The 12,910-nt window shown below is 65.9% G+C and carries 12 protein-coding genes and 1 riboswitch; of the genes, 8 read left to right on the forward strand and 4 right to left on the reverse strand.

Annotation, left to right across the window (positions count from 1 at the left end; translation table 11 throughout):
• Nucleotides 1–55: 55 nt before the first annotated feature.
• Nucleotides 56–679 carry a helix-turn-helix domain-containing protein gene (locus CLM60_RS13670; protein WP_095589695.1) on the reverse strand — a complete coding sequence of 208 codons (624 nt, stop codon included), beginning with the start codon at nucleotides 677–679 and terminating at the stop codon, nucleotides 56–58.
• 65 nt (nucleotides 680–744) lie between these two features.
• Between CLM60_RS13670 and CLM60_RS13675 the strand changes: the two genes are divergently transcribed.
• From CLM60_RS13675 to CLM60_RS13690, 4 genes are all read left to right on the forward strand, one after another.
• Complete coding sequence (locus CLM60_RS13675; RefSeq protein WP_095589696.1) at nucleotides 745–2,274, forward strand: class I adenylate-forming enzyme family protein; 1,530 nt, start codon at nucleotides 745–747, stop codon at nucleotides 2,272–2,274.
• Nucleotides 2,261–2,926 (forward strand): DsbA family oxidoreductase, encoded by a 666-nt coding sequence (locus CLM60_RS13680; protein ID WP_095589697.1) that lies wholly within the window; start codon nucleotides 2,261–2,263, stop codon nucleotides 2,924–2,926. Before CLM60_RS13675 ends, CLM60_RS13680 begins: the two co-directional genes overlap by 14 nt.
• A gap of 85 nt (nucleotides 2,927–3,011) precedes the next feature.
• Nucleotides 3,012–4,229 (forward strand): multidrug effflux MFS transporter, encoded by a 1,218-nt coding sequence (locus tag CLM60_RS13685; RefSeq protein ID WP_095589698.1) that lies wholly within the window; start codon nucleotides 3,012–3,014, stop codon nucleotides 4,227–4,229.
• 119 nt (nucleotides 4,230–4,348) lie between these two features.
• Nucleotides 4,349–5,098 (forward strand): SDR family oxidoreductase, encoded by a 750-nt coding sequence (locus CLM60_RS13690; RefSeq protein WP_095590703.1) that lies wholly within the window; start codon nucleotides 4,349–4,351, stop codon nucleotides 5,096–5,098.
• Nucleotides 5,099–5,101: 3 nt separating this feature from the next.
• Here CLM60_RS13690 and mfd read toward each other — a convergent pair whose 3' ends face one another.
• Nucleotides 5,102–8,563 carry a transcription-repair coupling factor gene (gene mfd, locus CLM60_RS13695; RefSeq protein WP_095589699.1) on the reverse strand — a complete coding sequence of 1,154 codons (3,462 nt, stop codon included), beginning with the start codon at nucleotides 8,561–8,563 and terminating at the stop codon, nucleotides 5,102–5,104.
• A 32-nt stretch (nucleotides 8,564–8,595) separates the two neighbouring features.
• On the reverse strand, nucleotides 8,596–9,123 hold the full coding sequence (locus CLM60_RS13700; protein WP_095589700.1) for a component of SufBCD complex: 528 nt from the start codon (nucleotides 9,121–9,123) through the stop codon (nucleotides 8,596–8,598).
• Nucleotides 9,124–9,243: 120 nt separating this feature from the next.
• Between CLM60_RS13700 and hemB the strand changes: the two genes are divergently transcribed.
• The gene (gene hemB / locus CLM60_RS13705) at nucleotides 9,244–10,245 is read left to right on the forward strand and encodes a porphobilinogen synthase (protein ID WP_095589701.1); all 1,002 of its coding nucleotides are present in this window, start codon (nucleotides 9,244–9,246) and stop codon (nucleotides 10,243–10,245) included.
• A gap of 119 nt (nucleotides 10,246–10,364) precedes the next feature.
• The gene (locus CLM60_RS13710; protein ID WP_095589702.1) at nucleotides 10,365–10,925 is read left to right on the forward strand and encodes a lipid-binding SYLF domain-containing protein; all 561 of its coding nucleotides are present in this window, start codon (nucleotides 10,365–10,367) and stop codon (nucleotides 10,923–10,925) included.
• A gap of 74 nt (nucleotides 10,926–10,999) precedes the next feature.
• On the opposite strand, the gene CLM60_RS13715 is transcribed toward CLM60_RS13710, so the two are convergent.
• Nucleotides 11,000–11,434, reverse strand: coding sequence for a 6,7-dimethyl-8-ribityllumazine synthase (locus CLM60_RS13715; RefSeq protein ID WP_095589703.1), 435 nt, complete (start codon nucleotides 11,432–11,434; stop codon nucleotides 11,000–11,002).
• A 73-nt stretch (nucleotides 11,435–11,507) separates the two neighbouring features.
• Nucleotides 11,508–11,652: riboswitch (FMN riboswitch) on the reverse strand.
• Nucleotides 11,653–11,797: 145 nt separating this feature from the next.
• Between CLM60_RS13715 and CLM60_RS13720 the strand changes: the two genes are divergently transcribed.
• Nucleotides 11,798–12,364 (forward strand): YceI family protein, encoded by a 567-nt coding sequence (locus CLM60_RS13720; RefSeq protein ID WP_176473881.1) that lies wholly within the window; start codon nucleotides 11,798–11,800, stop codon nucleotides 12,362–12,364.
• A gap of 2 nt (nucleotides 12,365–12,366) precedes the next feature.
• Nucleotides 12,367–12,909, forward strand: a complete 543-nt coding sequence (locus tag CLM60_RS13725; RefSeq protein WP_095589705.1) for a cytochrome b — start codon at nucleotides 12,367–12,369, stop codon at nucleotides 12,907–12,909.
• Nucleotide 12,910 lies beyond the last annotated feature (1 nt).

A 12,910-nucleotide genomic window follows, 5' to 3' on the forward strand; every position in this document is an offset into this window, starting at 1 on the left:
AGGTTAATGCCGGAATGTGGCCGGGCTGGCGCCGCATCGGGGCATTCCCGTGGCATCACCCCAGCGACGTCACCCACAGGATCGTCGCATCCTCGGGCGAGACCGACACCACGTTATGCCCCATCGCCGCGTCGTAATAGGCGCTGTCGCCCCGGCGCATCTCGATCGGTTCATAGAATTCGGTGTAAAGCCGGATGACCCCGGTCAGCACATACAGGAATTCCTCGCCGTCATGGCGGACCCAGCCGTCGAACTCCTCCATGCTGCGGGCCCGAATGCGCGCGCGATAGGGCAGCATCGCCTTCTTGGTCAGCGCCCCGGCCAGCATTTCATGCTCATAGGTGGCGGTTGGGTGTGCGCCCCCCTCGCCCGACCGCGTGACCGCCATCCGACCGTTCACCTGACCCTTTTTCGGCGGAGTGAACAGCTGCGGCACCGAAATCTCCAGCCCCGTCGCCAGCTTCTTCAGCGCCTCATAGGTGGGCGACATCTGGCCGTTTTCGATCTTCGACAGGGTCGAACGCGCCAACCCCGCCTGACCGGCAGCCTGTTCCAGCGTCCAGCCCCGCGACATGCGCAAATCGCGCACGCGTTTGCCCAGGTCCAGCGGCTCGACCCGGGTGTCGGTATCCGATTCCAGCGCCAACCGGATCAGGCTGGGTTGTTCGCGTTCGTTCATGCCCTTGCTGATACTGCCCGCGCGCGGCTCTTGCAACTGGCGGGGACGTTGCCTAGCACTGGGCCATGCTGTCTCAGACCGACCCAACCCCGCAACCGCCCTGCCCCGCAGCGTTCAATCTGGCCGCCTATGTGCTGGCCCAGGCCGATGTGACCCCCGACAAGATCGCGCTGGCCATTGTCGGCCCCGCCAAGTCAGAACGGTGGAGCTATGGCCGCCTGCGCGGGGCGGTGATGGGCGTGGCCGGCGCGATGCAGGCGATGGATCTGCAGCCCGGCGCGCGGGTGCTGCTGCGGCTGGCCAACACGGTGGATTTCCCCATCGCGTTTCTGGGCGCCATCGCCGCCGGTCTGGTGCCCGTGCCCACCGCCGCGCAGCTGACCACGCCGGAAATCACCAAACTGGCGAATGAGTTGCAGCCCGCGCTGGTCATCGCGGGCGACGGTGTGCCCCTGCCCGATGCGCCGGGGGCACAGGTGATCGACAGCCCCACGTTCGAGGGGTGGTTCGACCATCCCCCCGCCACGCCGGTCATGGGCGATCCCGACCGGCTGGCCTATATCGTCTATACCTCGGGCACGTCGGGCCAGCCGCGCGGCGTGATGCACGCCCATCGCGCCGTCTGGGCGCGGCGGATGATGTGGCAGGGCTGGTACGGGCTGACACCGGATGACCGGCTGCTGCATGCGGGCGCGTTCAACTGGACCTATACGCTGGGCACCGGCCTGCTGGACCCCTGGGCCATCGGCGCCACCGCGCTGATCCCGGCAAATGGGGTCGACGCGGCGACCCTGCCGCTGCTGCTGAAACGCTATGACGCGACGATTTTTGCTGCTGCACCCGGCGTTTACCGGCAGATGTTGAAGTCGAACCCGGCGTTGTCGCTGCCCAAACTGCGCCACGGGCTGTCGGCGGGTGAAAAGCTGCCCGATGCCGTGCGCCAGGGCTGGAACGACGCCAGCGGCACCATGGTTTTCGAGGCGCTGGGGATGTCGGAGTGTTCCACCTTCATCTCGGGCAGCCCCGACCGCCCCGCGCCGCCCCATGCCTCGGGCTATCCGCAGCCGGGCCGCCGGATCGCGGTGCTGGGACCCGATTTCGCGCCTGTCCCGCGCGGCGAACCCGGTCAACTGGCGATCCATGCCAGCGATCCGGGGCTGATGCTGGGCTATTGGCAGGCGGAAGCGGAAACAAAGGCGCGCTTTCACGGCGATTGGTTCCTGACCGGCGACATGGTCGAGATGAGCGCCGACGGCGCCATCGCCTATCTGGGCCGCAGCGACGACATGATGAACGCCGGCGGCTTCCGTGTCTCACCGGTCGAGGTCGAACAGGCGCTGTGCAAACACCCGCAGATCCACGAGGTCGCGGCGACCGAAATCACGGTCAAGGCCGACACGACCGTCATCGCGGCCTTCTATACTGGCGAAAAGTTGACCGATGCGGCCCTGTCGGAATTTGCCGCAAGCTGCCTGGCGCGCTACAAACAACCCCGATTGTTCGTGCATCTGGACAGCCTGCCCAAGGGCGCGAACAACAAACTGAACCGGCGGCGCATCCGCCAGGAGTATGAGGGCCAGCATGGTCAAGCTTGATATCCTGTCCGACCCGATCTGCCCCTGGTGCTATATCGGCAAGACGCGGCTGGATCGCGCGCTGGCGCAGCGGCCCGATCACCCGTTCACCATCGAATGGCACCCCTTTCAGCTGAACCCCGACATGCCGCCCGAAGGCATGGACCGCCGCGCGTATCTCGAGGGAAAGTTCGGCGGCAAGGAGGGCGCGGTGCGGGTCTATGGCCAGATCGCCGATGCGGCCGAGGAAGACGGGCTGATGCTGAACCTGGGCGCCATCGAACGCACGCCCAACACGCTGAACGCGCACCGGCTGATCCACTGGGCGGGGATCGAGGGGCGCCAAACCCCGGTGGTTTCGGCCCTCTTCGCCGCATATTTCGAAAAAGGGCTGGATATCAGCGATCTGGAGGTTCTTCTTCAGATTGCGACTGACGCGGAAATGGATGTCGACGCCACGCGCCGCCTGTTGCAGGGCGACGCCGACAGCGCCGATATCCGCGCCCGTGACGCCCATGCCCGCCAGCGCGGCGTGGGCGGCGTGCCGATGTTCATCGTCGCCAACCAGCACGCCCTGTCGGGTGCCCAGCCCACCGATCTGTGGCTGCAGGCCATCGACGAGATCACCGAGCAGATCCGCACCAAGACACCCACAGATTCCACCGTGCATTGACGCACAGAAAAACCGTCTGATACGGGGTGGTAGTCCGCCTGCGCGCATGTTAGGGCGGATGGATCGCCCCTAGCGGATCCTCACCATGCCCGACCGTCTTTCCAAGCCAGAGTTCATCGCTCTGATGGCGATGCTGTTCGCCACCATCGCCCTGTCCATCGACGCGATGCTGCCCGCCCTGCCCGAGATCACGCAGGCGCTGACGCCCGACGCGCCGAACAAGGCGCAGCTGATCCTGACGCTGTTCGTGCTGGGCATGGGCTTGGGCACCTTCGTCACCGGTCCGCTGTCGGACACGTTCGGGCGCAAGCGCGTGCTGCTGTCCGGGGCTGCGCTTTATACCGTTGCGGCGCTGGCGGCGACGCTCGCCAATTCGCTGGAGCTGCTTCTTTTTGCCCGCTTCGTGCAGGGCATCGGCGCTGCCGGGCCCCGGGTGGTGGCGATGGCGATCATCCGCGATCTGTATTCCGGGCGGCAGATGGCGCAGCTGATCTCTCTGGTCATGCTGATCTTTGCCATCGTGCCCGCCTTTGCCCCCAGTGTCGGCGCCGCGATCCTGCTGGTGACCGGCTGGCGCGGAATATTCGCGGTCTTCATCCTGTTTTCGGCGCTTACCTCGCTGTGGCTGGCGCTGCGCCAGGCCGAGACCTTGCCGCCCGAACGCCGCCGCCCGCTGCGGCTGGGCCAGCTGACCCGCGCCATCGCCGAGGTCTTCGGCCTGCCCATGGTGCGGCTGTCGATCCTGGTGCAGGGCCTGTGCATGGGCATCCTGTTTTCGACCATCAGCACCATCCAACAGGTCTATGACATCACCTTCGGGCGCGCCGACAGCTTCCCGCTGTGGTTCGGCTTCGTTGCGCTGATCGCGTCCAGCGCCAGCATCATCAACGCCCGGCTGGTGGTGCGTCTGGGGATGCGCTACCTGATCACGCTGGCGCTGGGGGCACAGATCGTGCTGTCGGGGCTGGCGCTGGCGGTCTATGGGCTGGACCTGTTGCCGGGGGATGCGGGGTTTGCCCTGTGGGTGGTGTGGAACATCTCGCTTTTCTTCATGGTCGGGCTGACGCTGGGCAATCTGAACGCCCTGGCGATGGAGCCCCTGGGCCATATCGCGGGCATGGCGGCGTCGGTCATCAGCTCGGTCGCCACGGTGATGGCGGTGGTCATCGCGATCCCGATCGGGCTGGCCTTTGACGGCACGCCGGTGCCGCTGGCTGCCGGGATCCTGGCCTGTGCGGTGCTGGGCTTCGTGCTGATCCGGCGCATGGCGCGGCTGGAGCGTGTGAGCGGCCCCGCCATCTGACATCTGACCCGGAACCTGCGCCTTTGCCCCCCGCGCGGCATATTCAGCGCAGGAAACGGGTCGCGCGGCGCGGGCCATCACGTCTTTGGTCGGGTCATGCAACGCAGAAAGGCATGACCATGACCCTGACCGACAAGACCATCCTGATCACCGGCGCCAGCAGCGGCATCGGCGCCGCCGCCGCGCGGCTTTTCGCCCGACAGGGCGCCAACCTGGTGCTGGGCGCCCGGCGCAAACCCCTGTTGGACGAGATCGCCCAGCAGATCCACCATGATGGCGGCCGCGCCGTCGTGCTGGCGGGCGATGTGTGCGACGCCGATTACGCCGCCGCACTGGTCGATCTGGCGCAGCAGACGTTTGGGCAGCTGGACGGTGCGTTCAACAATGCCGGAACGGTGGGCGACATGTCGCCCCTGCCCGCGATGACGGCCGAGACCTGGCACCGGGTGCTGGACACCAACCTGACCAGCGCGTTTTTCGCGGCCAAGGCGCAGATCCCGGCGCTAAGCCGCAATGGCGCCATCGTCTTCACCAGTTCCTTCGTCGGCAATGACAATGGCGGGATGCCCGGCATGGGCGCCTATGCCGCGGCCAAGGCCGGGCTGGTGGGGCTGATGCGGTCGCTGGCGGTGGATCACGCGGGCGACGGGCTGCGCATCAACGCGATCCTGCCCGGCGGCACGCTGACCGCGACGGCGGGCGACGACCCCGAAACCCATGCCTTCATCGCCGGTCTGCACCCGGTGAAACGGCTGGCCCAACCGGACGAGATCGCACAGGCGGCGGCCTTTTTGCTATCGGATGCCGCGTCCTTCGTCACCGGCGCGGCGCTGTCGGTCGATGGCGGCGTGTCCGTGCGGTTCCTGTAGGGATCAGGAGGCGCCGGCTTTTTGTTTCTTCTCGGCCACGACCTTTTCGGCCAGATCGCGCGCGATGGCAAAGGCGCCCTTGATCTTGTCGCTGTCCTTGGCCCAGTCGCGGCGGACGACGATCTTGTTGTCCTTGACCTTGGCCAGCCCGTTCTGCGCCTGGATGAATTCGACCAGCCCGGCGGGCGAGGCGAATTTGTCGTTGTGAAACTGGATCGTGGCCCCCTTGGGGCCGCCATCCAACTTGGCGATCCCGGCGCGTTTGCACATCGCCTTGATCCGCACGATCAGCAGCAGCGTGTTGACCTCTTTCGGCAGTTTTCCGAAGCGGTCGATCAGCTCGGCGGCGAAACCTTCCAGCTCAACTTTGCTCTGCAACCCGCTGAGGCGGCGGTACAATCCCAGACGCACGTCCAGATCGGGCACGTAGTCCTCGGGGATCAGGACGGGGACGCCCAGGTTGATCTGCGGCGCCCATTGGTCGTCGGTGTCCGACAGCCCCTCCAGCTCGCCCGCCTTGATCTTGGCAATCGCCTCTTCCAGCATCGACTGGTACAGCTCGAAGCCCACCTCGCGCACATGGCCCGACTGCTCCTCGCCCACCAGGTTGCCCGCGCCGCGAATGTCCAGATCCTGCGAAGCCAGCGTGAAACCCGCGCCCAAGGTGTCGAGCGAGCCGAGCACCCGCAACCGCTTTTCTGCCTGCGGTGTCAGTGGCTTGCGCGGCTTTGTTGTCAGATAGGCATAGGCGCGCGTCTTGGACCGCCCCACGCGACCCCGGATCTGGTAAAGCTGCGACAGGCCGAACATATCCGCGCGATGCACCACCATCGTGTTGGCGGTCGGGATGTCCAGCCCACTTTCGACGATGGTCGTGGCCAGCAGCACGTCGTACTTGCCGTCGTAAAACGCGTTCATCCGGTCATCCAGCTCGCCCGCCGCCAATTGGCCATGGGCGGTGATGAACGTGACCTCGGGGACGTGATCGCGAAGGAAGGCCTCGATCTCGGGCAGATCGCTGATGCGCGGGACGACGAAAAAGCTCTGCCCGCCGCGATAATGTTCGCGCAGCAGCGCCTCGCGGATGGTGACGGTGTCAAACTCGCTGACAAAGGTGCGGATCGACAGACGGTCAACCGGGGGCGTGCCGATGATCGACAGATCCCGGACCCCGGTCAGCGACATCTGCAGCGTGCGCGGGATCGGCGTGGCGGTCAGGGTCAGCACATGGATGTCCGAGCGCAGCTGTTTCAGCCGTTCCTTGTGGGACACACCGAAATGCTGTTCCTCATCCACGATCAACAGGCCCAGATTGGCGAACTTGATGTTCTTGGCCAACAGCGCATGGGTCCCGATACAGATATCGACCGTCCCATCGGCCAGGCCCGCGCGGGTCTCTGTCGCCTCTTTCGCGCTAACGAAGCGCGACAACTGCCTGACCTTCAACGGAAAACCCCGAAACCGGTCAGCAAAGCTTTTGGCATGTTGCCGTGCCAGCAGCGTGGTGGGCGCGATGACCGCGACCTGCACACCCGACATGGCGGCCACGAACGCCGCGCGCATCGCGACCTCGGTCTTGCCGAAGCCCACATCGCCGCAGACCAGCCGGTCCATCGGCGAGCCCTGCGCCAGATCGCCCAGCACATCGGCAATCGCCTGAAGCTGATCCTCGGTCTCTTCATAGGGGAAGCGGGCGGCGAATTCTTCCCACATGTGATGGTTCGGCTCCAGGATCGGCGCCTTGCGCAGCGCGCGTTCGGCGGCCACCCGGATCAGCTTGTCCGCGATCTGGCGGATGCGCTCCTTCAGCTTGGCCTTCTTGGCCTGCCACGCGCCACCGCCCAGCTTGTCCAGCAGCCCCTCGTCCTGGCCATAGCGGCTGAGCAGCTCGATATTTTCCACCGGCAGGAACAGCCGGTCGCCGCCCGCATATTCCAGCGCGATGCATTCATGCGGGGCGTTCATGGCGGTGACGGTTTCCAGCCCCGTGAACCGCCCGACCCCGTGTTCCACATGCACGACCAGATCGCCCGGCGACAGCGTTTGGGTTTCGGTCAGGAAATTCTCGGCCCGGCGCTTCTTGCGCGGCGCGCGGATCAGCCGGTCGCCCAGCACATCCTGTTCCGAGATCACAGTCAGTTGCGGGCCCTCGAACCCGTGTTCCAGCGACCAGACGGCCAGATGCACGCCGGATGGGCCCACATCGCGGATATCGCGGATCGGGGTGACGCCGGCCAGCCCCTCATCCTCCATCAGCCCCGTCAGACGTTCGCGCGCCCCGTCGGAGTATGAGGCGACAATCACCGGCCCCTCGGCCCGGCGTGCTTCAATATGATCTTTCAGAACGCTGAAAAGGCTCAGGCTTTCCAGCTTTCGCTCGGGCGCGAAATTGCGGCCGATCCGCCCGCCCGCGTCGATCACGCCGGGGCCGGTCGCCTGTTTCAGCGGGTTCAGGTGCAGCACGCGGTGGCCCGCCACGGCGGCCTCCCACGCGGCATCGTCCAGGTACAATTGCCCCGGCGCGCAGGGTTTATAGACCGTGTCGACGCGGTTCTTCTGTTCCAGCGCATGCAGGCGGGTCTGATACTGATCCTCGATCCCCTCCCACCGGGTCAGGCGGCTTGGGGTGATCTGATCGTCCAGAAAGACCGACGCGCCCGGCAGGTAATCGAACAGCGTTTCCAGCCGGTCGTGAAAGAACGGCAACCAGTGCTCCATCCCCTGATGCTTACGGCCCGCGCTGACGGCCTCGTACAGCGGATCGTCGGTGCCCGCCGCGCCAAACGCGATGCGATAGTTCTGGCGGAACCGCGTGATCGCGGCCTCGTCCAGGATCACCTCGGATACCGGGGCCAGATCGATGGTCTGCAACGTCTCGGTCGTGCGCTGGGTTACCGGATCGAACCGGCGCAGCCCGTCCAGCTCATCGCCGAACAGGTCCAGCCGGACGGGACCGTCACCGCCGGGGGGATAGATGTCGATGATGCCGCCGCGCACGGCATAATCACCGGGCTCCATCACCGTGGGCGATTGCGAAAAGCCCATGCGCACCAGGAAGTTGCGCAGCGTTTCTTCGTTGATCTGCCCGCCCACGCGCGCGCTGAAGGCCGCGTCGCGCAGCAGGTCCCGCGCCGGGATCTTCTGGGTCGCCGCCGACAGCGTGGTCAACAGGATGAACGGCCCCGGCACCCCATGGACCAGCGCCGCCAGCGTGGCCATCCGCGCGGCCGACACGGCCGGGTTGGGCGACACGCGGTCATAGGGCAGACAATCCCAGCCGGGAAATTCCAGCACCACCGCGTCGGGGGCGAAAAACGCCAGCGCCGCGCGCATCGCGGCCCGCCGCTTGTCATCGCGCGCGATATGACAGACCGGCCCGCCGGATTTGGCCAGTTCCTGCGCCAGCAGGCGGGCATCGAACCCCTCGGGCGCGCCGCCGATGGTGATATGCTGTGTTCCGGTCATGCGCGGTCAACTGGCCCGGCAACCGGCAGAAGTCAACCGCCCAACGCCCCGACCGACATGTTCTGCCACATCCCCCAGACGGCGGTGGAAAAGATCGCCAGCATGCCGATCACCTGGGTGATGAACCGGTGCCGGTTCATGATCCGTGTCATCCCGCTCAGGTCGGGCGCGCGATGGCGCAGGATATGCGCGGTGCGCACGCTGAGCAGGCCCACCATGCTCATCGGAAAGGCCAGCAGAAACACCGCCTGGCAGAATTCGACGCCATAGAAGAACCCGACCCCGAACAGCACCGTCAGCAGGCAGCACACCACGCCCAGGATCCACAGCCCCGAGATGCTGTTGATGTAAAGGATGCGGTTCACGTTCACGCGGGTCAGGTCCATCAAGTCGATCTCGGCCTGGCCGCCCTGGCGCTTGGCGCGCTGGACCATGTCGAACGGCACCCCCAGAACCCAGTGCGAGGCCGAAGACCAGACCACCGCAAGCGCGATCCAATACCACAGATTGGAAAAAGACCGCATGTCAATCAGCTCAAATACGGTGTCGTACCAGTCCACGCGCTGTCCCTGTCTTCGTCGTTTTGCGGCAGCCTATACCGCGGTGCGGCGAAATCCCACCCTTGTTCCGCACACCCCTCCCCGTGTACCCAAATGCAAACGGATCACAAGGACAAACCGATGCGACCCACTGTTGCCGCCTTTCCCGCCGCGCGTTTCCGGCGTGTGCGCAAATCCGATGCCATGCGGCGCCTGACCTGCGAGATCACGTTGACCACCAACGACCTGATCTGGCCGATCTTCCTGCGCGAGGGGACGGGTGTGGTCGAACCGGTGCCGTCGATGCCCGATGTGAACCGGCTGAGCGTCGACAAGGCGGTCGAGGCCGCGCGCGCGGCCGCCGATCTGGGCATCCCGGCGATCTGCCTCTTTCCCTATACCGAGCCGAGCCTGAAGACCGAGGCCTGCGAAGAGGCCTGGAACCCCGACAACCTGTCGAACCGGGCCACCCGCGCGATCAAGGCCGCGGTGCCGGACATCGCGGTGATGACCGATATCGCGCTCGACCCCTATAACGCCAATGGCCATGACGGCATCGTCCGCAATGGCGAGGTGATCAACGACGAAAGCGTCGAGGCGCTGGTCAAGATGGCGCTGGCCCAGGCCGAGGCCGGAGCCGATATCCTGGGCCCCAGCGACATGATGGATGGCCGTATCGGCGCCATGCGCACCGCGCTGGAGGCCGCAGGCCACCCCAATGTCGCGATCCTGAGCTATGCGGCGAAATATGCCAGCGCCTTTTACGGCCCGTTCCGCGACGCGGTGGGCGCCAGCGGCGCGCTGAAGGGCGACAAGGCCACCTATCAGATGAACGCCGCCAATTCGAACGAGGCGCTGCGCCTGATCGAACGCGACCTGCTGGAGGGCGCCGATATGGTCATGGTCAAGCCCGGCCTGCCCTATCTGGACATCTGCCACCGGGTGAAATCGACCTTTGGCGTCCCGACCTATGCCTATCAGGTGTCGGGCGAATACGCGATGCAGATGGCGGCGGCGCAGAATGGCTGGGTCGATGGCGACAAGGTGATGCTGGAAAGCCTGCTGGCGTTCAAACGCGCGGGCTGTGACGGCATCCTGACCTACTACGCGCCCCGCGTGGCGCGGATGCTGGCCGGGGGCTAGGGCCGCGCAATGCGCCGCGCAGGGACACAACACCTGATGACATAGCGGGGATAAGACACTATACATGGACAAAACGGCCACCAAGGCCGAATCCAGAGGCATAGTCAGAGGGCATATCCATGAGCACGTTTTCACGGCGGTCTTTTCTTATGGCAGCAGGCGCAACCACCGCGCTGACCGCGGCCTGCGGCAACGGTGTCGGCAGCCAGGGCGGCGCGCGGATCGACGCGCGGGTCGACAGCACCCGCGATTTCCTGTTCAGCCGCTATCCCGGCACGGTCGATCTGTCGAACAAGGCGCAGGGCATCCTGTGGATGCCGCTGATCACCGAGGCCGGATTTGGCGTCGGCGGGTCCTATGGCCGCGGCGCGCTGCGGATCAATGATGTGACGGTCGATTACTATTCCGCGACCCAGGCGAGCTTTGGCCTGCAGATCGGCGCGCAGCAATACGCGCACGCGCTGTTCTTCATGACGGCCGAGGCGCTGAGCACCTTCCGCCGCTCGCCCGGCTGGTCGGCGGGTGCCGATCTGGAATACGCGCTGAACGACGAGGGCGGCAATGTCAGCGCCGAGACCCTGACCGCGCTGGACCCGGTTGTGGCCGTGGTCTTCGGTCAGGCGGGGCTGCTGGCCGGTGCCTCGGTCGAGGGCACGAAATACAGCCGGATCATCCCGTAAGGCGATCTATTCCTAAAGAACGCATAACGCCGCGCAACCTGCGCGGCGTTTTCGTTTTCAGACCGGGGCAACGATCACGCGGCCAAAGCGGCCCGCGTCTTGCCCACCATCAGCGCGGCATCGGCGGCCTCGCGGCCCTTCAGCACGAAATGCTCGCGATAGATGGCCAGGTGGTGCGAGGTTTCCTGGAACTGATGCGGCGTCAGCGACACCGACAGCACCGGCACGCCGGTTTCCAGCCCCGCCTGCATCAGGCCGCTGACCACCGCCTGGGCGACGAAATCGTGGCGATAGATCCCCCCATCGACCACCAGCGCCGCCGCCGCGACCGCGCCATAGCGGCCCGTCGCCGCCAGTTCGCGCGCCATCAGCGGCAGTTCGAACGCGCCCGGCACATCGAACACGTCCACCTGTTCGGCCGGGATGATCTGTTGAAAGCCGACCAGCGCCTGGTCGACGATTTCGGAATGCCAGTTGGCTTTGACAAAGGCATATCGGGTGGGTGTCATGGTGATCTCCTTTCGTAACGACACGTCACCCAAGGCGATCACATGCAAAAAGCCCGCAGGACGCGGACCGGTTGCACGTTCTCTTTCATCCGGACTGTAACCGTCGGCTCAGGAATTGCACCTGATCTGCTGGACCCTTCACGATGAAGGCGCTCGCGGGCTTGCAGAACACGCTGCTTACCGCCGGTGGGGAATTCCGCCCCGCCCTGAGAACAGCGTGACCATGCCCCGGCGGGCGGGCGGATGCAACCGCGTTCGCGCGGGGCTGACGCCAACGTGTTTCGAATTATTCCGCCCGTTGGCGCGTTGAACCGGCAAGGGGGTCCGCCCCCCATGTCATTTCAACCCGAACGGAGATTTCAGATGAAGACCTTTGCCATCCTGTCGACCCTGCTTGTGCTGGCCCTGCCGGCGGTGGCGGCCCCGCAACCCTATGCGCTCCAGAAAGAGGACAGCAGCGTCGGTTTCAGCTGGTCGCTGGGCCAGGACGAGGTGCGCGGCAGCATGCCCATTGCCGATGCCGATATCGTGCTGGACCTGGACCGGCTGCAAAACAGCACTGCCACCGTGGTGGTCGATGTGCGCGGCGCGCGGGCGGGCTTTCCGTTTGCCAGCCAGGGCATGAAAAGCAAGAAAGTGCTCTGGGCGCAGAAATACCCCACGATCACCTTTCAAAGCACCCGCTTTCAACGGGATGGCGACCGCGCGATCGTGGATGGCACCCTGACCGTGCGCGGGGTCAGCCGCCCGGCCCGGTTCACGGCCGAGCTCTTCCGCCCCAAGGGGACGGCGGCGGATGATGTCAGCCGGCTTCTGGTGCAGCTGACCGGCAGCCTGTCGCGCGCCGAATTCGAGGCCGATGGCTGGTCGGACCTGGCCGGGGACGAGGTGCGGCTGTCGATCAAGGCCAAGATGCGGATCGGGGGCTGATCATGCGCCTGGGCAATACCCCCGACCGGTTCGGCCCCGTGACCCGCGCCCTGCATTGGGCCACCGCGCTGATCGTGCTGGCGGCAATCGGGGTCGGCTATTGGCTGGCCTATTCGGAATTTTCGCTGGCGCTGCTGAAATACTATGGGCTGCACAAGACGCTGGGGATCACGGTGCTGGCTCTGACCGGGCTGCGGCTGGTCTGGCACCGGATCACCGCCCCGCCCCGCCCGCTGCCCACGGGCACGGCGTGGAAGGACCGGCTGGCCGCGCTGGTGCACAAGGGGTTCTATGTGCTGCTGATCGCCATGCCCCTGTCGGGCTGGGTCGCCGGTTCGGCCACGGGCATCGACACCGTGATCTTCAACCGCTGGACCCTGCCCGCCATCGCGCCCGTGGATGAGGGGTGGGAGAAGGCCGGTTTCATCATCCACGGCCTGACCGCGAAGCTGCTGGTTGCGGCCATCGCGCTGCATCTGGGCGGCGTGCTGGTCCGCGCCTTGCTTCAACGCGACGGGACGCTCAAGCGGATGTGGGCGGGGTGAC

The organism is Actibacterium ureilyticum, from assembly GCF_002285435.1.
Taxonomy (GTDB): Bacteria; Pseudomonadota; Alphaproteobacteria; order Rhodobacterales; family Rhodobacteraceae; genus Actibacterium_C; species Actibacterium_C ureilyticum.

Coding starts and splice junctions, on each gene's coding strand:
- CLM60_RS13670 (WP_095589695.1), bottom strand. CDS start 679: ATGAACGAACGCGAACAACCCAGCCTGATCCGGTTGGCGCTGGAATCG.
- CLM60_RS13675 (WP_095589696.1), top strand. CDS start 745: ATGCTGTCTCAGACCGACCCAACCCCGCAACCGCCCTGCCCCGCAGCG.
- CLM60_RS13680 (WP_095589697.1), top strand. CDS start 2,261: ATGGTCAAGCTTGATATCCTGTCCGACCCGATCTGCCCCTGGTGCTAT.
- CLM60_RS13685 (WP_095589698.1), top strand. CDS start 3,012: ATGCCCGACCGTCTTTCCAAGCCAGAGTTCATCGCTCTGATGGCGATG.
- CLM60_RS13690 (WP_095590703.1), top strand. CDS start 4,349: ATGACCCTGACCGACAAGACCATCCTGATCACCGGCGCCAGCAGCGGC.
- mfd (WP_095589699.1), bottom strand. CDS start 8,563: ATGACCGGAACACAGCATATCACCATCGGCGGCGCGCCCGAGGGGTTC.
- hemB (WP_095589701.1), top strand. CDS start 9,244: ATGCGACCCACTGTTGCCGCCTTTCCCGCCGCGCGTTTCCGGCGTGTG.
- CLM60_RS13710 (WP_095589702.1), top strand. CDS start 10,365: ATGAGCACGTTTTCACGGCGGTCTTTTCTTATGGCAGCAGGCGCAACC.
- CLM60_RS13715 (WP_095589703.1), bottom strand. CDS start 11,434: ATGACACCCACCCGATATGCCTTTGTCAAAGCCAACTGGCATTCCGAA.
- CLM60_RS13720 (WP_176473881.1), top strand. CDS start 11,798: ATGAAGACCTTTGCCATCCTGTCGACCCTGCTTGTGCTGGCCCTGCCG.
- CLM60_RS13725 (WP_095589705.1), top strand. CDS start 12,367: ATGCGCCTGGGCAATACCCCCGACCGGTTCGGCCCCGTGACCCGCGCC.